Annotated in this window: 19 protein-coding genes; 15 read left to right on the top strand and 4 right to left on the bottom strand. The window is 44.7% G+C overall.

From position 1 onward, the window contains the following. Nucleotides 1-102: 102 nt before the first annotated feature. The 10 genes from rimP (at nucleotide 103) to VOR_RS0106555 (ending at nucleotide 12,077) form a co-directional block, all read left to right on the top strand. Nucleotides 103-558, top strand: coding sequence for a ribosome maturation factor RimP (gene rimP, locus VOR_RS0106600; protein ID WP_010318926.1), 456 nt, complete (start codon nucleotides 103-105; stop codon nucleotides 556-558). A gap of 36 nt (nucleotides 559-594) precedes the next feature. Next, nucleotides 595-2,082, top strand: coding sequence for a transcription termination factor NusA (gene nusA, locus VOR_RS0106595; protein ID WP_010318925.1), 1,488 nt, complete (start codon nucleotides 595-597; stop codon nucleotides 2,080-2,082). A gap of 24 nt (nucleotides 2,083-2,106) precedes the next feature. After that, on the top strand, nucleotides 2,107-4,797 hold the full coding sequence (gene infB / locus VOR_RS0106590; RefSeq protein WP_010318924.1) for a translation initiation factor IF-2: 2,691 nt from the start codon (nucleotides 2,107-2,109) through the stop codon (nucleotides 4,795-4,797). A 105-nt stretch (nucleotides 4,798-4,902) separates the two neighbouring features. Then, a complete protein-coding gene (gene rbfA, locus VOR_RS0106585) occupies nucleotides 4,903-5,319 on the top strand; it encodes a 30S ribosome-binding factor RbfA (protein WP_010318923.1) in 417 nt (138 codons plus the stop codon). Then, nucleotides 5,320-6,270, top strand: a complete 951-nt coding sequence (gene truB, locus VOR_RS0106580; protein WP_010318922.1) for a tRNA pseudouridine(55) synthase TruB — start codon at nucleotides 5,320-5,322, stop codon at nucleotides 6,268-6,270. Between the two features lie 109 nt (nucleotides 6,271-6,379). After that, on the top strand, nucleotides 6,380-6,649 hold the full coding sequence (rpsO, locus tag VOR_RS0106575; protein WP_010318921.1) for a 30S ribosomal protein S15: 270 nt from the start codon (nucleotides 6,380-6,382) through the stop codon (nucleotides 6,647-6,649). A gap of 316 nt (nucleotides 6,650-6,965) precedes the next feature. Beyond that, nucleotides 6,966-9,092: a polyribonucleotide nucleotidyltransferase gene (gene pnp, locus VOR_RS0106570; protein WP_010318920.1), complete on the top strand. Its 2,127-nt coding sequence runs from the start codon at nucleotides 6,966-6,968 to the stop codon at nucleotides 9,090-9,092. 152 nt (nucleotides 9,093-9,244) lie between these two features. Continuing rightward, nucleotides 9,245-10,165 carry a lipoprotein NlpI gene (gene nlpI, locus VOR_RS0106565; protein ID WP_010318919.1) on the top strand — a complete coding sequence of 307 codons (921 nt, stop codon included), beginning with the start codon at nucleotides 9,245-9,247 and terminating at the stop codon, nucleotides 10,163-10,165. Nucleotides 10,166-10,285: 120 nt separating this feature from the next. Beyond that, on the top strand, nucleotides 10,286-10,696 hold the full coding sequence (locus VOR_RS0106560) for a MarR family winged helix-turn-helix transcriptional regulator (protein ID WP_010318918.1): 411 nt from the start codon (nucleotides 10,286-10,288) through the stop codon (nucleotides 10,694-10,696). A gap of 40 nt (nucleotides 10,697-10,736) precedes the next feature. Beyond that, on the top strand, nucleotides 10,737-12,077 hold the full coding sequence (locus VOR_RS0106555) for an MATE family efflux transporter (RefSeq protein ID WP_010318917.1): 1,341 nt from the start codon (nucleotides 10,737-10,739) through the stop codon (nucleotides 12,075-12,077). A 37-nt stretch (nucleotides 12,078-12,114) separates the two neighbouring features. On the opposite strand, the gene VOR_RS0106550 is transcribed toward VOR_RS0106555, so the two are convergent. From VOR_RS0106550 to VOR_RS0106540, 3 genes are all read right to left on the bottom strand, one after another. After that, nucleotides 12,115-12,993 (bottom strand): U32 family peptidase, encoded by an 879-nt coding sequence (locus VOR_RS0106550; protein WP_010318916.1) that lies wholly within the window; start codon nucleotides 12,991-12,993, stop codon nucleotides 12,115-12,117. Between the two features lie 16 nt (nucleotides 12,994-13,009). Beyond that, a complete protein-coding gene (gene ubiU, locus VOR_RS0106545; protein WP_010318915.1) occupies nucleotides 13,010-14,023 on the bottom strand; it encodes a ubiquinone anaerobic biosynthesis protein UbiU in 1,014 nt (337 codons plus the stop codon). A 101-nt stretch (nucleotides 14,024-14,124) separates the two neighbouring features. Continuing rightward, entirely contained in the window at nucleotides 14,125-16,173 is a 2,049-nt protein-coding gene (locus tag VOR_RS0106540) for a bifunctional diguanylate cyclase/phosphodiesterase (RefSeq protein ID WP_010318914.1), read from the bottom strand. A 196-nt stretch (nucleotides 16,174-16,369) separates the two neighbouring features. On the opposite strand from VOR_RS0106540, the gene ubiT reads away from it, so the two are divergent. The 4 genes from ubiT to rimI all read left to right on the top strand — a co-directional run bounded on the left by ubiT (nucleotide 16,370) and on the right by rimI (nucleotide 18,501). Continuing rightward, complete coding sequence (gene ubiT / locus VOR_RS0106535; RefSeq protein ID WP_010318913.1) at nucleotides 16,370-16,897, top strand: ubiquinone anaerobic biosynthesis accessory factor UbiT; 528 nt, start codon at nucleotides 16,370-16,372, stop codon at nucleotides 16,895-16,897. Further along, entirely contained in the window at nucleotides 16,881-17,384 is a 504-nt protein-coding gene (locus VOR_RS0106530) for a GNAT family N-acetyltransferase (RefSeq protein ID WP_010318912.1), read from the top strand. Before ubiT ends, VOR_RS0106530 begins: the two co-directional genes overlap by 17 nt. Nucleotides 17,385-17,645: 261 nt before the next feature. Beyond that, nucleotides 17,646-18,050, top strand: coding sequence for a DNA polymerase III subunit psi (locus tag VOR_RS0106525; protein WP_010318911.1), 405 nt, complete (start codon nucleotides 17,646-17,648; stop codon nucleotides 18,048-18,050). A gap of 4 nt (nucleotides 18,051-18,054) precedes the next feature. Beyond that, nucleotides 18,055-18,501: a ribosomal protein S18-alanine N-acetyltransferase gene (gene rimI / locus VOR_RS0106520; RefSeq protein WP_010318910.1), complete on the top strand. Its 447-nt coding sequence runs from the start codon at nucleotides 18,055-18,057 to the stop codon at nucleotides 18,499-18,501. A gap of 62 nt (nucleotides 18,502-18,563) precedes the next feature. On the opposite strand, the gene VOR_RS0106515 is transcribed toward rimI, so the two are convergent. Beyond that, nucleotides 18,564-20,615, bottom strand: a complete 2,052-nt coding sequence (locus VOR_RS0106515; RefSeq protein ID WP_010318909.1) for an EAL domain-containing protein — start codon at nucleotides 20,613-20,615, stop codon at nucleotides 18,564-18,566. A gap of 222 nt (nucleotides 20,616-20,837) precedes the next feature. On the opposite strand from VOR_RS0106515, the gene prfC reads away from it, so the two are divergent. After that, entirely contained in the window at nucleotides 20,838-22,427 is a 1,590-nt protein-coding gene (gene prfC, locus VOR_RS0106510; protein WP_010318908.1) for a peptide chain release factor 3, read from the top strand. The last annotated feature ends 64 nt before the right edge of the window (nucleotides 22,428-22,491 follow it).

The raw sequence follows: 22,491 nt of genomic DNA, 5'->3' as shown, positions 1-22,491 counted from the left end.
GGGTTTTTTGTTATCTGAGTTTCTCAAGTATGAGATTTTCAGATAGTTGCTTGGAATTTAAATTGGGCTCTGTGCCCTTTTTTTGTTTCTGGAGTGGTTTAAATGACTGGTTTAGAAAGACAACTTACTGAAATGCTTGACGCTCCAGTAGCGGCATCAGGTTATGAGTTAGTTGGATTAGAATTTATTCGTGCCGGAGAGCACTCAACATTACGCATCTATATTGATCATGAAAACGGTATTAACGTTGATGATTGCGCAGAAGTGAGCCATCAAGTGAGTGCTGTGCTCGATGTTGAAGATCCAATTTCTGTGGCTTACAACCTAGAAGTTTCTTCACCAGGTTTAGAGAGACCACTTTTTAAAGCAGCGCATTATGAACAGTTTATTGGTCACGAAGTCAGCATCGTTTTGAAAATGGGTGTCGGCAACCGTCGCAAATGGAAAGGAATTATCCATTCTATTGATGGCGAAACCGTTGCAATTAGCGTTGATGGGAAAGAAGAACTATTTGCGATAAGCAATATTTCTAAAGCTAACCTGATCCCTAAATTTTAGTTCTCCTAGAGAAAAGAGCTTAAGAGGCTAGATTAAATGAGTAAAGAAATTTTAGCGGTAGTTGAGGCGGTTTCGAACGAGAAGGCCGTACCTCGTGAGCGTATTTTTGAGGCGCTTGAAACTGCGCTTGCCACATCAACAAAGAAGAAACATGAAATTGAAGTCGATGTACGTGTTGCTATCGACCGTAAAACGGGTGAGTTTGAAACTTTTCGCCGTTGGTTAATCGTTGAAAATGTTGAACATCCAACAAAAGAAATTTCATACGATGCAGCTAAATACGACGACGAAACGGCTGAACTTGGTCAATATATTGAAGATCAAATTGAATCAGTGACCTTTGACCGTATTACAACACAAACAGCAAAACAGGTTATCGTACAAAAAGTGCGTGAAGCTGAACGTGCGCAAATCGTCGAACAGTTTATTGATAACGAAGGTGAGTTGGTTACTGGCGTTGTTAAGAAAGTAAACCGTGATTCGGTTATTCTGGATTTAGGTAATAACGCTGAAGCGGTTATTTTACGTGATGACCAGCTACCGCGTGAAAACTTTCGTCCAGGTGACCGAGTGCGTGGTCTGCTATATGCGGTACGTCCTGAAGCGCGCGGATTCCAACTCTTCATTACTCGTTCAAAACCAGAAATGCTCGCTGAGCTATTCCGTGTAGAAGTGCCAGAAATAGGTGAAGAGCTGATTGAATTGAAAGCCGCGGCTCGTGATCCGGGTTCGCGTGCGAAAATTGCAGTCAAAACCAATGACAAACGCATTGACCCTGTGGGCGCCTGTGTCGGTATGCGTGGAGCACGTGTTCAAGCCGTATCGAGTGAACTTGGCGGTGAGCGCATTGATATCGTTCTTTGGGATGATAACCCAGCCCAATTTGTTATCAATGCAATGGTACCAGCAGATGTTGCATCGATCATCATGGATGAAGATACGCACTCAATTGATATTGCTGTTGAAGCGGATAACCTAGCGCAAGCAATCGGTCGTAATGGTCAAAACGTACGTCTCGCTTCTCAACTGACCGGTTGGGAATTGAATGTCATGACGGTTGCTGATCTACAGAAAAAACATCAAGAAGAGTCGATGGCTTCTATTGAAAACTTCATGAAGTATCTTGATATTGAGCAAGACTTCGCTGAGTTATTGGTTGAAGAAGGCTTCTCAACGCTTGAAGAAGTGGCTTATGTACCAGTTGCAGAGCTACTTGAAGTTGACGGTCTTGATGAAGATATTATTGAAACATTGCGTACTCGTGCGAAGGATGCGTTGACTACGATCGCATTAGCACAAGAAGAGTCTTTTGAAGGGTTAGAGCCAGCGGAAGATCTGCTTTCACTAGCAGGTTTAGAGCGTGAAATGGCCTTTAAACTCGCAGCAAAAGGCGTAGTTACATTAGAAGATCTTGCTGACCAAGGTATTGATGACCTCGAAAATATTGAAGGTCTAACAGAAGAACGCGCAGGTCAACTGATCATGGCAGCGCGCAATATTTGTTGGTTTAGCGAAGAAGAATAATTCTCAGCAAGGGGAGAGAGCGGCATGACACAACTTACAGTTAAAGCACTGAGTGAAGAAATTGGTACGCCAGTTGACCGCTTGTTAGAACAACTTGCTGATGCAGGCATGAACAAAACGAGTTCTGATAACGTTTCTGATGACGAAAAGCACAAGCTATTGTCGCATCTTAGAAAAGAGCACGGTGACACGACGGGTGACTCCGAGCCGACTCGTTTGACGTTGCAGCGAAAAACACGCAGTACACTAAGCGTCAATGCCGGTGGCGGCAAAAGTAAGAATGTTCAAGTTGAAGTGCGTAAAAAACGGACTTACGTTAAGCGCAGCGCAGCAGATGACGAAGCAACACGTGAAGCGGAAGAAGCTGCGCAACGTGAAGCACAAGAATTAGCAGCACGTGAAGCACAAGAAAAAGCAAAGCGTGAAGCCGAAGAAAAAGCGAAGCGTGAGGCACAAGAGAAAGCGAAGGTTGAAGCACAAAGCAATGCAACAGCTAACGCGGATGAGAAAGCAAAACGTTCTGCAGTGAAACCAGAACTTTCTGCTGAAAATAAAATGAAGCAAGAAGCAGCGCGAAAAGAAGCCGAAGAGCTTAAACGTCGTCAAGAAGCCGAAGCATTACGTAAAGCTGAAGAGGAAAGTCAGCGCCAGCTAGAAATAGCACGTGAATTGGCTGAGAAGAATAAAGAGCGTTGGTCTGCTGAAGAAGAGAAAAAGGGTAGTATGGAAGAAAATACAGATTACCATGTTACGACTTCAACGTATGCACGTGAAGCCGAAGATGAAGCAGATCGCCGTGAAGAAGGTGCTAGCCGTAAATCTACGAAAGCTAATAAGAGCAAAATATCATCTCAGGATGATAAGCAAGAGCGCGGTACGCGCCGAGGCAAAGCTCGTAAAGGTCGTATGGCTAAACCTGCATCGATGCAACATGGTTTTGATAAAACAGCGGTTGTCGCTAAGCAAGATGTTGTGATCGGTGAAACGATTGTTCTTTCTGAACTGGCAAGCAAAATGTCAGTGAAAGCAACTGAAGTTATCAAAGTAATGATGAAGATGGGCGCTATGGCAACCATCAACCAAGTGATCGACCAGGAAACCGCGCAATTAGTTGCCGAAGAAATGGGCCATAAAGTTCTTATCCGTAAGGAGAATGAACTGGAAGAAGCGATCCTTTCTGACCGTGATAACAAGTTTGAAGCAGTGCCTCGTGCGCCAGTTGTTACTATCATGGGCCACGTTGACCACGGTAAGACATCAACACTTGATTACATCCGTCGCACACACGTTGCCTCAGGGGAGGCCGGTGGTATTACTCAGCACATTGGTGCTTACCATGTTGAAACACCAAACGGTATGATTACCTTCCTTGATACTCCTGGACACGCTGCGTTTACTTCAATGCGTGCTCGTGGTGCTCAAGCGACAGATATCGTTGTATTGGTTGTTGCAGCAGACGATGGCGTGATGCCACAAACAGTTGAAGCGATTCAACATGCGAAAGCGGCGAGTGTGCCACTTATCGTTGCAGTAAACAAAATCGATAAAGATGGCGCAAACCCAGATGGCGTGAAAAATGAGCTTGCTCAACACAACATCATTCCTGAAGAGTGGGGCGGTGAGAACATGTTTGTTCACATCTCTGCAAAACAGGGAACCAATATTGAAGGCCTACTAGAAGCTATCCTACTTCAAGCTGAAGTTCTTGAACTTCATGCTGTTAAAGATGGTATGGCGTCTGGTGTGGTAGTTGAATCTCGCCTTGATAAAGGCCGTGGCCCTGTGGCAACCGTTCTTGTTCAATCAGGAACACTACGCAAAGGCGACATCGTACTGTGTGGTCAAGAATATGGCCGTGTTCGTGCGATGCGCGACGAAACGGGTAACGAAGTTACGGAAGCGGGCCCATCAATCCCTGTTGAAATTCTAGGTTTGTCTGGTGTTCCAGCTGCTGGTGATGAAGCAACAGTAGTTCGTGATGAGCGTAAAGCACGTGAAGTGGCAAATTATCGTCAAGGTAAATTCCGTGATGTGAAGCTTGCTCGTCAGCAGAAATCTAAGCTCGAAAACATGTTCTCTAACATGACCGCGGGTGAAGTGGCTGAACTGAACGTGGTACTAAAAGCAGACGTTCAAGGTTCGGTTGAAGCCATTGCGGATTCACTGCGTAACCTTTCAACTGATGAAGTGAAAGTGAACATCGTAGGTTCTGGTGTCGGTGGTATTACAGAAACTGACGCAGTACTTGCAGCGGCTTCTAACGCTATCGTGCTTGGCTTTAACGTTCGTGCTGATGCGTCGGCTCGTCGTACTATCGAATCTGAAAACTTAGACCTACGATACTACTCAATCATTTACCAATTGATTGATGAAGTAAAAGCGGCCATGAGCGGCATGCTAGCACCAGAGTTTAAGCAAGAGATCATTGGTCTTGCTCAGGTTCGTGAAGTATTTAAATCACCTAAACTAGGCGCAGTTGCTGGTTGTATGGTGACTGAAGGCGTTATCAAACGTAATAGCCCTATCCGTGTTCTACGTGATAACGTGGTTATCTACGAAGGTGAGCTTGAGTCGCTACGTCGCTTTAAAGATGACGTACAAGAAGTGAAGAATGGCTACGAATGTGGTATCGGCGTTAAGAACTACAATGATGTTCGCGTTGGTGACCAAATCGAAGTCTTCGAAACAGTGGAAATTAAACGTACACTGGATTAATTGACTGACGTTGCTGTATTGAAATAGACAGTAATCGGTTGTTGAATACACCATGGGGGGCTGGGTTGAACCATCCCCCCATTCTTTCTATATGTGAGAAAAGATATGTCAAAAGAATTTAGCCGCACGCAGCGCGTATCCCAACAGCTGCAAAAAGAACTCGCCATGATCATACAACGTGAAGTCCGCGACTCACGCTTAGGTATGGTGACTATTTCAGAAGTCGAAGTGTCACGTGACCTTGCTTATGCAAAAGTGTTTGTGACGTTTCTATGCGTTGGTGAGCAGACCCCAGAAAGCTGCTTAGCTGCGTTAAAAGAGCATGAAGTTCATATCCGCATGATGCTTGGCAAACGTATTCGCTTACGTTTGACACCAGAAATTCGCTTCACTTATGACAATACTTTGGTTGAAGGTATGCGCATGTCCAACTTGGTGACTGAAGTGGTCAGCAATGATAAGCGCAGACAGAAAGAGGCAGGACGTGAAGATGAAGCGTCTGCAGAAGAAGGGAATGAATAGATGGCTCGTCGTCGTAAAGGTCGCCCAATTAACGGGGTAATTTTACTGGATAAGCCAACGGGTATCTCCTCGAATGATGCCTTACAAAAAGTAAAACGTATTTATTTTGCAGAAAAAGCCGGACATACTGGTGCGCTCGATCCCTTGGCAACAGGAATGTTGCCTATTTGCCTTGGTGAAGCGACAAAATTCTCTCAGTTTTTACTTGATTCAGATAAGCGCTATCGAGTCATTGCAAAACTGGGTGAGCGAACCAATACCTCTGATTCAGACGGAGAGGTAGTGGAAACACGCCCAGTTAATGTGCAATTAAACACCCTGCGAGAGTGCATTGAGCGTTTTCGTGGTGAAACCGACCAAATTCCGTCAATGTTTTCTGCACTGAAATATCAAGGCCGTCCTCTATATGAATACGCTCGTGAAGGCATTGATATTCCGCGCGAGTCTCGAAAAATCACTGTCTATGAAATTGAATTGATCCGTTTCGAAGATGATGAAGTTGAAATGGATGTGCACTGTTCGAAAGGCACTTATATCCGCACTATCGTGGATGACTTAGGTGAAATGCTTGGTTGTGGTGCACATGTAACCATGTTGCGCCGCACTGCGGTCGCGAAGTATCCATATGAGAAAATGGTGACTTTAGAGCAACTTGATGCATTGCTGCAACAGGCGCTGCGTGATGATGTCGCACCGAAAAATGTGCTGGACTCGTTATTGATGCCAATGGACAGTGCGGTGCAAGATTTGCCGGAAGTTAACCTTATTCCTGAGTTGGCAGACATGGTACAACATGGCCAACCAGTGCAAGTGTTGGGTGTGCCACTTGATGGCACAGTGCGCATGACCATGGGTGAAGAGAAACTCTTTATCGGTGTGGGTGAAATTGACCAAGATGGTCGTGTTGCGCCTAAGCGATTGGTCGTTTTTAGAGACGAAGAGTCGCTTTAAATAGCTATTGCTTAACGTTGGGGATTTCCCTATAATCCCGGCTTCGCGTAGCGGCTGAATCAGAGATTGGCTGCTACACCTTTAAACTTACTCTTATTAGGAGAGCATTATGTCTCTGAATGCAGAAACTAAAGCGGCAATCGTTGCTGAATACGCACGTGGCGAAGGCGACACTGGTTCACCAGAAGTACAAGTAGCACTACTAACTGCTTCTATCAACCACCTACAAGGTCACTTCAAAACTCACAAAGGCGATCACCACAGCCGTCGTGGTCTACTACGCATGGTTTCAAGCCGTCGTAAGCTTCTAGACTACCTAAAAGGTAAAGATTTAGGTCGTTACCAAGACCTAATCAAACGTCTTGAGCTACGTCGCTAAGATCAGTTTGTTCAGAAAAGGGGCTTTTAGCCCCTTTTTTGTTATCTAAATTTGGCACAATCTCTCCTAAGTCGCTATACTACCCGCCGTTAAAGTGTGTTGTATGTACTTTAACGCTTCATACTCATAGCATTACAGTCACCGAAGTCGGCCAGCAGGTCGCGGCTATTAAAAGTAGCGTTCAGATACCAGTGGGAGCGGCAAGCCCAACGCTTTGTTTCCCGTGATATAGAGCCTATTTTTACTAGTCGCGATTCGTAATGTCTTGAGTGTTATTTCATTCAATCTAGAGGCAACTCTAGAGCAAGGATAAACAATGTTTGATAAACCAGTAGTGAAATCATTCCAATACGGTAATCATACCGTCACTCTAGAAACCGGCGTTATCGCACGCCAAGCTACATCGGCCGTTATGGTCACTATGAACGATACTGCGGTATTCGTTTCTGTTGTTGGTAAAAAAGAAGCAGTAGAAGGTCAAGACTTCTTCCCTCTTACTGTTAACTACCAAGAGCGTACTTACGCAGCGGGTAAAATTCCAGGTGGCTTCTTCAAGCGTGAAGGTCGTCCATCAGAAGGCGAAACTTTGACTGCGCGTCTGATTGACCGCCCAATTCGTCCTCTTTTCCCTAATGCATTTAAAAATGAAGTTCAAGTCATCGCGACAGTGATGTCTGTAAACCCAGACGTTCAACCTGACATCGTAACTATGATTGGTACTTCAGCAGCACTTGCTATCTCTGGTATTCCATTCAATGGTCCTATTGGCGCGGCGCGCGTGGGTCACATTGATGGTCAATTAGTGCTTAACCCAAGCATGACCGAGCTTGCTGTATCTCGTCTTGATCTTGTGGTTGCAGGTACAGACAACGCGGTACTGATGGTTGAGTCAGAAGCGGATAACCTAACTGAAGAAGAAATGCTAGCAGCGGTTGTTTACGGCCACGACCAACAACAAGCTGTGATTAAAGCGATCAATGAATTTGCTGCTGAAGTTGCCACTCCAGCTTGGGATTGGGTTGCTCCTCAAGAGAACACAGTACTTAACAGCAAGATCGCTGAACTAGCAGAAGCTAAGCTTGTTGAAGCTTACAAAATCACTGAAAAAATGGCTCGTTACGATCGTATTCATGAAATTGCTGCTGAAGTAAACAAAGTAATTCTTGCTGAAGATCCTGAAGCAAATGCGAAAGAAATCCACACTATCTTCCACGATCTAGAGAAGACGGTTGTACGTCGTAGCATTATTGCTGGCAACCCACGTATTGACGGTCGTGAAAAAGACATGGTTCGTGCGCTAGACGTACGCACTGGTATTCTTCCTCGTACTCACGGTTCTGCACTATTTACTCGTGGTGAAACTCAGGCAATCGTAACCGCTACTCTTGGTACTCAGCGTGATGCTCAAATCATCGATGAGCTAACAGGTGAGCGTAAAGATAACTTCCTACTACACTACAACTTCCCTCCATACTGTGTGGGCGAAACTGGTTTTGTAGGCTCTCCTAAGCGTCGTGAAATCGGCCACGGTAAACTGGCTAAGCGTGGTATCGCTGCTGTTATGCCTTCAGTAGAAGAGTTCCCATACACAGTTCGTGTCGTATCAGAAATCACAGAATCTAACGGTTCATCTTCAATGGCTTCGGTATGTGGTACTTCTCTTGCTCTGATGGATGCAGGTGTACCAATCAAGTCTTCTGTTGCAGGTATTGCAATGGGTCTTGTTAAAGAAGGCGATGATTTCGTTGTTCTTTCTGACATTCTTGGTGATGAAGATCACCTAGGTGACATGGACTTTAAAGTAGCGGGTACTAACCAAGGTATCACTGCACTGCAAATGGACATTAAGATCGAAGGTATCACCAAAGAGATCATGCAAATTGCGCTAAACCAAGCACAAGGTGCACGTAAGCATATCCTTTCTGTGATGGATCAAGCGATCTCTGGTGCTCGTGCTGAGATTTCTGAATTTGCACCACGCATTTACACCATGAAGATCAGCTCTGAGAAAATCAAAGACGTGATCGGTAAAGGTGGTGCGGTGATCCGTGCTCTAACTGAAGAGACGGGCACAACCATCGAAATCGAAGATGACGGCACAATCAAGATTGCGGCAACCGATAGCGCTCAAGCTAAAGAAGCGATTCGTCGCATTGAAGAGATCACGGCTGAAGTTGAAGTCGGCGCTATCTATACTGGTAAGGTCGCTCGTCTGGCTGATTTTGGCGCGTTCGTTAACATTCTTCCTGGTAAAGATGGTCTGGTACACATTTCTCAAATCGCGGATCAACGCATCGAGAAAGTGTCTGATTACTTGAAAGAAGGCCAAGAAGTTCAAGTTAAAGTACTTGAAATCGACCGCCAAGGCCGTGTTCGTCTAAGCATGAAAGAAGCGGTAGAGAAACCAGCTGAAGAAGTTGTCGCAGCACCAACGGCTGAATAAGACCACTTTAAGCTTGAGAAGCACGGCGCTTTAGTCGCCTTTTCAACATAAAGCATGATATAAAGGGAGCGTTATTCGCTCCCTTTTTCATGCCTAGATTAATGCGATACACCCACTTATCTTGGGCTTTGGGGTACACAGGAGTTTTATTTGTGAAATGGTTTCCAACGGCCGCATTGAGTGCTTTGATACTGATGATGTCGGGCTGCGCGTCAACTCAAAATGACAATCAAAGTCAATGGGTATACCCTCCGATGGCAGTGCCATTGCAGTCTTCATTACAGCAACAAGTTCAGATAGCGCGTTTGACGCAACTGCTACAACGTACTGATCTGCCTGATGATGTGCGGGCTAAAATGTTTTATGAGCGTGGTAACAACTACGACAGTGTTGGGCTACGCACTTTAGCACGTTTAGATTTTGAGCAGTCACTCGCGCTTAACCCGGCGCAGCCTGATATCTTTAATTTATTAGGCGTGTATTACACGCAAGTTGCAGAGTTTGATGCCGCTTATGAGGCATTTGATTCGACATTAGAACTTGAACCTGACAATTTTTACGCTGAGCGTAACAGAGCCATCGCACTTTATTACGGCGACCGTACAGAACTTGCGCTGGAAGAGATTCGCGCACATTATCAACATGATCCTAGCGATCCCTTTCGTGCATTGTGGCTATACATTATTCAAAGTGAAAGCGAGCCTTTGCAGGCACGTGTGGATCTCTTCAATCGCTATAAAGTTCGAGATGATCAATGGGGATGGCTCTTGGTTGCGTTAACCCTTAAGGAGATATCGGAAGAGCAAGCTTTTAAGATGATCTTAGAAGAAGGCAGCGGTAATGCGATACAAGCACAGCGTTTAACTGAGGTCTATTTTTATCTCGCTAAGCGTTACCAACAAGAGGGAAATTACGCGCACGCGATCGCCTTGTACAAGCTTGCGTTGTCATTTAACGTCTACGAATATGTTGAGCATCGATACGCTTATCTTGAATTGGGGAAAATTTTCCAGCAAGTAAGAGCTGACTATTTAGCTAAGGCGAAAGCTGAGCAGCCAGAGTCTCAGCAATAAGTACCTTATTTATACCCTTTTCCTTAAAGCCGCTGACTTTTTCAGCGGCTTTTTTGTTGCTTAACGATCTAAAGATCCATAAAATAGTTAGCCTTGATAACCATTTTAATTTGAAAAACAGTGAAACTAGAAGCTAACTTAGAAAAATTAGAGCGTTTTAGTGCCAAAATCTGGCGTCGGTATAGCAAAGCTGATCCCATTTCACAATTGAGCTTTAATGAATATGATTACCTTAAAGTGATTCAAAGCTCTTCTTTGCCACTGCGCTTAACTGATTTAGCCAATGAGATGGAAGTGAGTAAACCATCGGTATCAAATATGGTTAAAAGGCTTAAAAATAAAGGGTTGGTTCAGACGGCACAATGCCAAGATGATGCGCGTTCTTACCGAGTTTCTCTCACCGATACTGCGCGTGAGCATTTAGCGGATGAAGCGAAAGTGTACGCTGTTGTCGCAGAGCAAGTGACTAAGCATCTCTCGGAAGAAGAAGCACTGTGCTTTAATATGTTGTTATCCAAAGTATTACTTTAATTTATTTATATAGTTAGCCTTGCTAACTATGGTGTCTGTTATGAAAAATTCAATTTACCGCCAATTTTGGCGCTATACCATTCCGACCGTGGCAGCTATGTTAGTCAATGGCTTGTATCAAGTGGTGGATGGTATTTTTATTGGTCATTATGTTGGTGCTGAGGGATTGGCGGGCATTAACGTTGCGTGGCCTATTATTGGCTTTATTTTAGGGCTTGGCATGTTGGTGGGCGTTGGAACTGGTGCTCTGGCTTCGATCAAGCAAGGTGAAGGGAACATGACGGCAGCTAAGCAAGTGCTTGCGACTGGCCTATTGTTGCTTGTGATGCTAGCTCCTGCGGTGGCGACAATTCTATGGTTTCTTGCGGACGATTTCATTGCGTGGCAAGGCGTTGAAGGACGAGTCTACGAACTTGGCTTGCAATATTTGCAAGTATTAGTGATCGCTTGTGTCTTTACGCTTGGCTCTATTGCGATGCCTTTCTTGTTACGAAACGACGACAGCCCTAATTTAGCCACATTGCTGATGGTGAGTGGTGCGATAATCAATATTCTCTTCGATTATCTGTTTATTGCCGTTTTACATTGGGAACTTACTGGTGCCGCCATCGCAACGGCACTCGCACAATTAAGTGTGACGGTATTAGGCATAGGCTATTTCTTTTCGAAACGTTCCAAGCTGCGGCTGTCACTCTCGGTGATGCGAGTTCAATGGTCTTTATTACCGCAAATTGTTGTTATTGGTACTTCAAGCTTTTTTATGTATGCCTATGGTTCGATGATGGTGGCGGTGCACAACAGCCTATTTGCTCACTATGGCAGCGCGGCACTTGTTGGGGCATACGCGATATTAGGCTATATCGTCACGGTTTATTATTTAACGGCAGAGGGCATCGCGAATGGTATGCAGCCGTTAGTTAACTTCAATTATGGTGCCAAAAACTATCTTCATATTAGAAAACTGCTCAAAATTGCAATGAGCATTGCTGTGCTTGGCGGGCTGGGTTTTGTGGTGCTGCTGAACTTGTTTTCCACTCAGGTTGTGGCGATCTTTAATTCAACCGACCCGCAATTGATGGCAAGCGCGGTGCTGGGCTTAAAACTGCATATGTTTGCGCTTTTTTTGGATGGATTTTTAGTTATCGCCGCCGCCTTTTATCAAGCGACCAATCGTGGCAGTAAGGCGATGTTTGTCACCATTGGTAATATGGCGATCCAACTACCGTTTTTGTATTTGTTACCTAAGTTATATGGTGTGACTGGTGTGTGGATTGCCTTCCCCATTTCCAATATTGCGTTAAGTTTGGTAGTGGGTTTGATGTTGTGGCGAGATTTGCGTGCACTACCTTGTGATAACGCCAAGCAAACCGTGTTCGCTTAACAAGAGCCTCCCCCTTGTCTCTAAGAGGAGGCTACGCTCAGCTTTGTTGAATCGCTAGGCCCGGTAATTGGTGCCAATAGCCGTTACACTGGTGATTGGTTAAAGGGGAGGGATGCTCTCCTTTTTCATTGGCCTTGAACTGCGACAGATGTTCGAATGTCTCAAGACCTAGTGGGCTTAAACGAACGACATCGACCAATCCCGCCATGCTTGGCAAATCATTAGCAAGGTTATAGCAATAGCCCGACTGGGTTTGGATACCGTTGAGGTTAAATACCGCTTGGCCTTCTTGGCTGTGAACCTGAATTCCGGTTGGATACTTGATACAGCAAGTCTCACATTCATCCTTCGCACGGTTTTCGGCCCGTGCGGTAAAGCAGCGTGCGGAGTAAGCCAGTGGCAGGTATCCGTGGCTAAAAACTTCTACTTCAAACTGGTTTTTGATACCAAGCTCATCACATTGTTGCAATACATTGATTAGCCAATCACGGGAGAGTTCAACAGGCATGCACCAACGGATCATCCCTTGCTTTAGGAACAGTTGCAGTGTGCGCGCGTTGTAAGCATTCACGGCGGGCCCAACCACAAAAGGAAGGCGTTTTTCACTGGCGAGTTGAATCGCCGAAACGTCATTGGCTTCAATCGCAAAATCGCCATTCTCAATATACTTTTTCATCACATTGATTTCGCTCGGCGCTTCCAGTAGCGCCATGGTTGAGAGCACAACCTGTTTACCCGCTTGTGAAAGCGCTTTGGCGATCTCAAACCAGTGTTGTGGTTTTATCTCACGTCGCTTGGAGCAGACCGATTCACCCAAATAGATCACATCAGCAGAGCTCTGTATTGCCTGCTGATAAAAATTTTCCACCTCTTGTTTGGGCCAGAAATAGAGTAAAGGACCCAGCGCATATTTCATTCTCTTCTCCATTCTCTTATTGCCATTGGCGATGGTACGCGCCGAGTGTGGTTTGCGTGCCTTCAGATACGTTGGCTAAGGCGGTGTTCCAAGCCGTTTCTACTTGGTAGGCTTGTGGATTTGCTTGGTAGCGATCAATCGCTGCGCGCCATGTTTTCGTCACTTGCTCCACATATGCAGGGCTACGTTGGCGACCTTCAATTTTGACGGAAGCAACGTTGGCTGCAAACAGTTCTGGTAATAGTGATAACGTATTCAAACTGGTTGGCTCTTCCAGTGCGTGGTAGCGTTTAGGTTGCCCATCGATCTGCGCTTCAAAACGACCTTTGCACAAGGTTGGGTAGCCTGCATTTTCTCCGGCTGCGTATTTATCAATCAAAATTTCGTTTAAGCGAGATTCCAAACCCGAGTCCGTTTCTTGCCAGCGGACATATTTCGCGGGCGAACAGGCTCCGACAGTATTGGGTGATTCTCCCGTCATATAGGAAGAGAGATAACAGCGCCCTTCAGACATAATGCATAAGCTGCCAAAGGCAAATACTTCAAGTTCGACGTCACTCATCATATTACGTGAGAGCTGTTTGACTTGATGGATTGATAGCACTCGCGGTAACACCACCCGCTTAATATTGAAATTCTGCTTATAAAACTCGATAGCGGCGACGTTGGTGGCGGAGGCTTGCACAGAAAGATGCAGTTCGAGATCTGGATATCGATTAGCGGCATAATCCAATACCGCGATATCGGCGATGATCAACGCATCCACGCCTAAACTGGCGGCATTATCGACGGCGTGAGTCCAACGCTCGAAGCCATTAGGGTGGGCGAAGGTATTTAACGCGACATGAATTTTTTTATGGTGATCATGAACATATTGCACCGCTTTATCTAACTTCTTACCTGCGAAATTAAGGCCAGCAAAGTGGCGAGCATTAGTATCATCTTTAAAGCCGATATAAACCGCATCTGCACCACAATCGATCGCTGTTTTTAGAGCAGGCAGGTTACCTGCAGGACATAAAAGTTCCATTGATCCATACGATATCTAAGGGAAAGTAGTGGTATTTTATGAAGCATTATGAATAGCAAATTTGATGTAAGGCAGGTTTGGGGCGAATAAACGAGATTTACTTATTTGGGAGTAGAACGATGACGACGATTTTGAACGAATAACTCTTCTACTTCCTGCCTCGGTTGTGGCCGATAAAAATGGAAGCCTTGAATTGAGTTACAGTTGAGATTAGAGAGCAGTGTGGCTTGTTGTTGAGTTTCCACACCTTCGGCAACGACCGTTAAGTTGAGTGATTTTCCTAAATTGATGATATTTTCAATGACGGTGATTTGTTTAGGAAGCGTATCGATATCCGTTATAAAAGCGCGGTCAATTTTAAGTTCATCAATCGGGAAGCGAGCGAGATAAGAGAGCGAGGAATACCCCGTACCAAAGTCGTCAATGGACAGAGAAAAGCCCAGTTTTTTGATTGCGTTCAACATTTGCAAGGTGTGTTTGCTGTCGCTCATGACGGCACTTTCGGTCAGTTCAAATGTGATGCAGTTTGCATCAAGCTCTGTGGTGCGAAGCAGTTTTTCCATATAATCAATCAACTTCGGGTTACAAAACTGTTCGGGCGATAAATTGATCGCCACGCGACCTGGTAAAATACCTTGCAGCTTCCAGCGTTTTACGGTCGAGAAGACATCACGCATCACCACTCGGCCTAAATGTTCAATCAGCCCAGCTTTTTCCGCGACAGGAATAAAAGCGCTCGGATTGATATACCCTTCCACAGGGTGTTTCCAGCGCACCAAAGCTTCCGCACCATTGATGCTGAAGTCGCGAGCATTTACTTTCGGTTGATACCACACTTCAAGGCCATTTTGTTGCAGCGCTTTTTGCAGTTCAATTTCAAGCCATAAGCGCATGCGCGCTTCTTTGTTCATTTGATCGTTGAACTTAATCAAACGGTTTCTACCACGATCTTTGGCTTCATACATCGCCGTATCGGCGTTTTGCAACAATACGCGTGCATCGTTACCGTCACCAGGGTAGGCGACACTACCTATGGAGCAGGCTAAGCGTTTACTGAAATGGTGCAGATCAAACGGTTGGTTAATCAAAGAAATGATGCGTTCAGCCAACATTTCAGCGGCGCGACTATTTTCAGGATCAGGCAGTATTAGCCCAAATTCATCGCCGCCAAGGTGGCCCACAATGGCTTGTTGCGGTAGTAAACGTTTCAGCCGTGCTGAGACCTCTTTAATGACTTTATCGCCAATATGATGGCCTAAAGAGTCATTGATGTTTTTGAAGTTATCAATGTCTAAATAGAGCATAACAAGGGGTGTTTCATTTTGAATGAACTGTTCTAAACGTTTAGTAAAACCAAAACGATTGTACAAGCCTGTCAGCGAGTCAATGTGGATATCAGCATGCATGGTCGAAGACAACTGCTTAGGTGCGTCTTCTGCATCTTGAATCAAAATCAGTTGTGAGCTGTTGCCCAGCACGACGGTTGCTCCAGCGTGCAGTTGAACTTTACGTTCAAAGCCACACTTTGGCCCAGTGAGGCAGACTAGTGGAGCCCCTGTGAGTAATAAACTGAGTGGAGAGCTGAATACGGTTTTACTTTTTTCATCGACAAACAAGCGCGATAACTCTTCACCAAGAAGCTCTGAGGTATTTTCAAAACCGAGTAAACGAGCCGATGCGGGGTTAGCAGAGATAATGCAGTCGTCATCGACCAGCAACAATCCATCGGGAAGCAAGCTAGTCAAGGTTGAAAACTTATTTTCCGACTCTTCTAATGAGCGAATGAGGATCTGTTTTTCGGAGGTGTCGATGGCGTGAAACACAATATTTTCGACTTTTTTATCACCCATGATAGGCGATAAAGAGAAATGCAAACTCGTTTCTAAATCGATCTCGTGAAGCGTCAGTTCAGTTTCAAGCGTTTCTCCTTGAAATGCTCGTTCATAATAGGGTTTTAGATGACGGTAGAAATGCTCTCCTAGAATTTGTGAGTCATTCATTCCAACCAATTCGGTCGTGCTCAAACCTGCAATATCACAATAGCGCTCATTGACCATCACATAGTTATGTTGATCGTTTAAGACAGCAAAAAAAAACGGACTGTTCGACGTGATTTTTGCAAACCAATGTTGTAAATGTTGCGAAGGCATCAAGCTACTACCACTCTCCAGAGCACTTATATTCATGAGGATGTTACAACGTAAGTAACACATTAACTATAACTTTGATTACTAAGCTAGAAAAGGTTCTCAAACAATGTACGTTTTTTGATGCATCACAGGAATTTGCACCCCCACATCCATTATGATTAGGTACTATTGCATTACAAAGTAACGGATAACGCTCGTGATTCACAAGATTCGTACTCAACTAGTTCAAAACGCCGCTTCAATTTTGCGATCCCCAGTCCACTTCTTACCGCAAGTTGTACAAAAAAAAGCCTTGCTAGAAGGGTTGAAAACTATATTTCATGAGGCTTTGCAAGAAGGTGACTTTGAATTTCTTGATGGGAAATGGTTAAAGGTTTCAATTCGCGATTTGAATTTGAATTGGTATATCAGCTATCAAGCGGAACAACTTGTTGTGTCTGATAAGACGGAAGTGGAAGATGTCAGCTTTAGCGGTAACCTAAATGATATGGTGTTGATTGCTGGTCGAAAAGAAGATCCTGATACGCTGTTCTTTCAACGTCGACTCTCCATTGAAGGGGATACCGAACTGGGGTTAGAGGTGAAGAACCTGATGGACAGTGTTGACCTAGAGCTTTTACCAAAACCCTTCCAGATGTTAATAAATCAGCTAGCAGATTTTGTGCATAAGGGCGTACAATCGCCAGTGACACAAAATGAGGTAATGAATGCTTATTCGAACTGAAGCGCCAGCGGATATCTTAGCGATTGACCGCTTATTAAAATCAGCCTTTGAGACAGATGCTGAAGCTAATTTGGTCATGACATTAAGGGAAAACAGCCATTTGACACTCTCTTTGGTGGCTTGTGATGATGACGGCGAAGTCGTTGGTCATGTGATGTTTAGCCCGGTCTTACTCAATAGTGAAGACTTAAATTGGCAAGGGCTTGCACCGTTGGCCGTGAAAAAAGAGTGGCGAAATCAAGGTGTCGCCACCTCGTTGGTGAAAGAAGGGTTAATCTGTTTGGCTGAGTTCGATTATCCAGCCTGTGTCGTTTTGGGCAACCCGGATTATTATCAACGCTTTGGCTTTAAAGAGGCGGCGAAATCTGATTTTCGTTGTCGTTGGGATGTTCCCGTCGGCGTGTTTCAGATCGTTGCATTAGTCGACGGTGAATTGAATGGGCGAGCTGGTTTGATTGAATATTGCCCAGAGTTCAACGATCTTTAATCACCGTATTTCTATTCAAAACAGGGAGCCCAGTGCTCCCTGTTTACTTTTATGCCCTTACCACTTGAAGCTGCCTTGGTGTTGGCTACGTTCGCTCACTCCAATCACATCGTTTCTCTAGGCTCATGGGGATGAATTCACTTGTCGCCTACCTGCTACTTCAAGTTGTTTGGGTATAGCTCTTGGGTCATTGGATGATTAACGGTTTCTGTCTTGGCGCTGATTTGTTAGGATTGCGATGTTCAATGAGGTCATAAACAGATGTCACATCACGAAAATCAATATTTACAAGAAATGGGCATCCAGCGTTGGGAGCTTATCCATCCACAGCGGCTGGCTGGCTATCAACCTGATCCGGTGACGCTGCCGAGCACGTGCCGTTTATTACTCGTTTCCCCTCAATACCCGCAACAAGGTGCTCTATTTCTGTTTTCAAGAGTATTGAAGAGTATGGGGCTCGAAATCAGTCAGGCGTGTCATCTTGAGCCTCACTCTCTTAGCCAACTCACAGGCTCCAGTATTGAATGGTTGTGGTTTTCAGGCTGTGAAAAGAAAGAAAGCCCGTTGACCCAGAAAGTGTTAACGTCACCGCCGCTAGTTGAGATAGATGGCAATACCGAGCTGCGCCGGGCGTTGTGGCAGCAAATTTGTTCTTATGAGTCATAAAACCATGAATATTGATGTTGTGCCTTTATCACTTCCTTATCTTGATACCATTTGGTCTATTGAGCAGCAAGCCCACAGTTACCCTTGGGCTGAATCACTCGTACGCGACTTGGCGAGTCGTGGTGCATGCCACCATGCTATGTTGGTTGATGGCAAAGTTGTCGGTTATTTCTATGCACAGAATATTGTTGGAGAGGTGACCTTGTTGAATATCGCTGTCGATCCGCAGCAGCAAGGTAAGGGTTACGGAAAATTTTTGATGGAGTTTTTCTTAACTTACTGTGAAAAAGCGCAAGCTGAAAGTGCGTGGCTTGAAGTTCGCGAAAGTAACATCCGTGCTTATAGCTTGTACGAATCGCTGGGTTTTAATGAGCTCGATCGTCGAGTGAACTACTATCCCACTCCGAAAGGATCAGAAGATGCGATCATCATGAGCTACTATTTTTTGTAGTTTATTTGCCATCAGCGGATCGTTTGCAAACTCAGGTTTTTTCATGGTTAGGCGTCTCGGAACTATTTCTGGTGCGCCTTATCTTTTTGATGTTCATTGAGTTGATAACATGGGCTTGCAAAACGCTTGACGACTTCCTTAGCGGTTAACGGCTTATCAAATAAGTAACCTTGGAACTGATCACAACCCAATTGTTTGAGAGTTTCGAGTTCTTGGCACTCTTCCACACCTTCGGCTATTACCTCCAAATTTAAACGTTTCGCAATCATAATAATCGTATCCACAATTGCTTGGTCACTCTTATCGAGATGTAATTGAGTGACAAAAGAACGATCGATTTTGAGCACATCCACCGACAAAAGTTTGAGGTAACGTAGTGATGAATAACCAGTGCCAAAATCATCAATCGAGATACTGAGTTTACTTTTTTTAAGTTGCACCATTTTTTGAATCGCACTTTCGACATTTTCCAGTAATAGCCCTTCCGTAATCTCCAATTCAAGATGTTCACCCGTAATACCTGCTTGTTGCATTGCATGGTTAACGTGTTCAACAAAAGAATCTTGAGAAAACTGCAACGGACTGATGTTGATGGCTAAACGGCGAAAATGGGGCGGTAATACTCCTTGGCGCTTCCAAGCGGCGTATTGATAGCACGCTTGCTCTAATATCCAATTGCCAATCGGAATAATTTGCCCCGTTTCTTCTGCTATGGTCATAAACACACCCGGTGGCAATACACCTTTGGTTGGGTGGTTCCAGCGGATCAAGGCTTCTACACCGACTATATTGTGCCGCTCATCGACTTGAGGTTGGTAATAGAGTTCTAACTGCTGGGTATTGAGGGCTTCATGGAGGCCTTTTTCAATTTCCAGAAACGATTCGACTTGAGCTTGCATTTCTGGCTCATAAAACATGTATTTATTGCGCCCATTCGCTTTCGCTCGGTGGAGCGCTGTATCGGCTTGCCTAAGGACATCGATATTGGTTTTACCCACTGATGGAAAAATGGAGATACCGATACTCACAGTACAATAAAGCTGGTGGTCATCAATCGAGTAAGGGTTGGAAATCAGAGCCAGAAGCTGCTGAGCTACCTTCTCTGCTTGCGGGCGTGAGAGATGAGGAATCAACACCGCAAACTCATCGCCACCGATGCGTGCGGCGGTGTAATCGTGTTTAAGCCAGCCATCCATGCGCATGGCGATGGCTTTGATTAAATTATCCCCTGTTGTGTGTCCAAGTGAATCATTGATCGTTTTGAAACGGTCGAGATCAAGATAAAACAACACACCAGAAGTGTGGGTACGAATACTGTTATCAATGGCTTCAGTGAGTAGTTGCAGCAGCAAGCTGCGATTAGCAAGACCCGTTAACGTGTCGTAGTAGGCCAATTGATTAAGTTTGGCATCCGCGAGCTCTCGCTCTTTCCATAGAGTATCGAAAGTACCGGCTAACTCACTGAGTTCATTTTTTTGCTGTTGCAATGGTGGCCGTGTTGGGCGTTGATTGTTTTGCAATGAGCGGACCCATGAAATTAACGTGGTGATGGGTTTTGACAGCTTGTAGTAAAAAAAGACTAAAAGGATCGAGGTCAACAACACATTTCGAAAGAGATCAAACAGCAATACTCGTGTGGTTTTTGCAATAAACTCTTTAGCAATGGAAGAGCCGTTGACGGAAAAACTTAAGCTACCTACCACCACACTAGAATTGGGTTGATGCAACTCAGTTTTAAAGATCGGTATTTCAGGTGTCAGATAGCTGGATAAGAGCCGAATAAAATCCGTTTGTGGAGGGATGTTACGGCTTTTTTTTGCCAATATATCACCAAAATCATCTATGATTTCAACATCATAAATAGCATTGTCAACCATTAAACTAGATGCAACTTGATTGGCCAATAAGTTGTTGAGGTGATAAGCGGCCTGGCTGGCATTTGAATAATTTTGCAGTAGCTTAAATCGGTAGTGATCTTCAATACGTGTTTGCTCTTGGTGTAGATCGAGAAGAGTATGGTATAAACTAAAGCCTATCCCAAGTATCACCGATACTAGGAACACTGTTTTGGCTTGTTTAAATGCCAGAGAATTTCTTTGTCTGGTTATCAGCATAATACTCGCTTATTCTCTTTGCCCTTTTTAGTTATAGCTCATATTTATTGATAATTTAATTACAAATAGAAAGGTCGTCATTTTCTTGTTGATTTGTGTAGCGACGAAAGTTGCTCCCAGATCAAATATAGGGGAGAATACCGCGCAAATTTGAATCGAACTGCTGATCAGCGTAAGCGCTTCGGCTCTCCCTTATATCAGCATATTGAGAAGACCTGTTTCATGTCAAATACTCCTTTTTTGGGTGAAGTTTCTAAACGTCGAACCTTCGCTATTATTTCGCACCCGGATGCGGGTAAAACCACCATTACTGAAAAAGTTCTGCTATTTGGGAACGCTATTCAAAAAGCGGGAACGGTAAAAGGGCGTGGCTCTAACCAGCATGCTAAATCAGATTGGATGGAAATGGAAAAAGAGCGTGGTATTTCGGTCACGACCTCTGTGATGCAATTTCCTTACAATCACTGTTTGGTTAACTTGCTCGATACTCCAGGGCACGAAGACTTCTCGGAAGATACTTACCGCACATTGACAGCGGTTGACTCGTGCTTAATGGTGATTGATGCAGCAAAAGGTGTTGAAGATCGTACACGTAAGCTGATGGAAGTGACTCGCTTACGTGATACACCGATTGTAACCTTCATGAACAAATTGGACCGTGAGATCCGCGACCCAATGGAACTGCTTGATGAAGTGGAGAATGAGCTGAAGATTGCCTGCGCACCGATTTCATGGCCAGTGGGTTGTGGTAAAGAATTTAAAGGCGTGTACCACATTCACCGTGATGAGACGATTCTGTACGCGACCGGCCAAGGCCACACTATTCAAGAAGAGCGCATTGTTAATGGCCTCAACAACCATGATCTGGATAAGGCCGTGGGTGATGACCTTGCCGCTCAGCTGCGTGATGAGCTTGAATTGGTATTGGGTGCTTCTCATGAATTTGATCAAGAGCTGTTTTTAAAAGGTGAGTTGACCCCTGTTTTCTTCGGAACGGCATTAGGTAACTTTGGTGTGGACCATATGCTGCATGGTTTAACTGAATGGGCTCCGGCGCCGATGCCACGTCAAGCTAATGAGCGTATTGTTGAAGCCACGGAAGAGAAATTTTCAGGCTTTGTGTTTAAAATCCAAGCGAACATGGATCCTAAACACCGCGATCGTATTGCGTTTATGCGTATTGTGTCGGGTACTTATACCCAAGGCATGAAAATGAACCACGTGCGTATTGGTAAGCAAGTGAGTATTTCTGATGCGGTTACCTTTATGGCGGGCGATCGCTCTCGTGCTGAAAATGCTTATGCTGGCGATATTATCGGTTTGCATAACCATGGAACGATTCAGATTGGTGATACCTTTACTCAAGGTGAATCGTTGAAATTCTCGGGTATTCCTAACTTTGCTCCCGAGCTGTTCCGTCGTATTCGCTTGCGCGATCCACTGAAGCAGAAGCAACTGCTTAAAGGTTTAGTGCAGTTGTCGGAAGAGGGAGCGGTTCAAGTCTTCCGCCCACTACAAAATAACGATTTGATTGTGGGTGCTGTGGGTGTGCTGCAGTTTGATGTGGTGGTATCTCGTTTAAAATCTGAATACAACGTCGAGGCGATTTACGAAGGTGTTAACGTTGCAACAGCACGTTGGATTGAGTGCGCAGATGATAAAAAATTCGAAGAGTTTAAGCGCAAAAACCAAAGTAACATCGCACTGGATGGTGGGGATAACCTGACTTACATCGCGCCGACTATGGTCAATTTGAATCTGGCCAAAGAGCGTTTTCCTGAAGTGGAGTTCCGTGCGACACGCGAACATTAAACCTTGTTGAGTTTGAAGAGAGTGACACTCTCTTCAAACGTTAAACATAAAAAAATGACGACTA

It is taken from the genome of Vibrio ordalii ATCC 33509, from assembly GCA_000257205.1.
Taxonomy (GTDB): Bacteria; Pseudomonadota; Gammaproteobacteria; order Enterobacterales; family Vibrionaceae; genus Vibrio; species Vibrio ordalii.
Note: the sequence above shows the minus strand (reverse complement) of the source record. Positions and strands in the feature narration are given on the sequence as shown.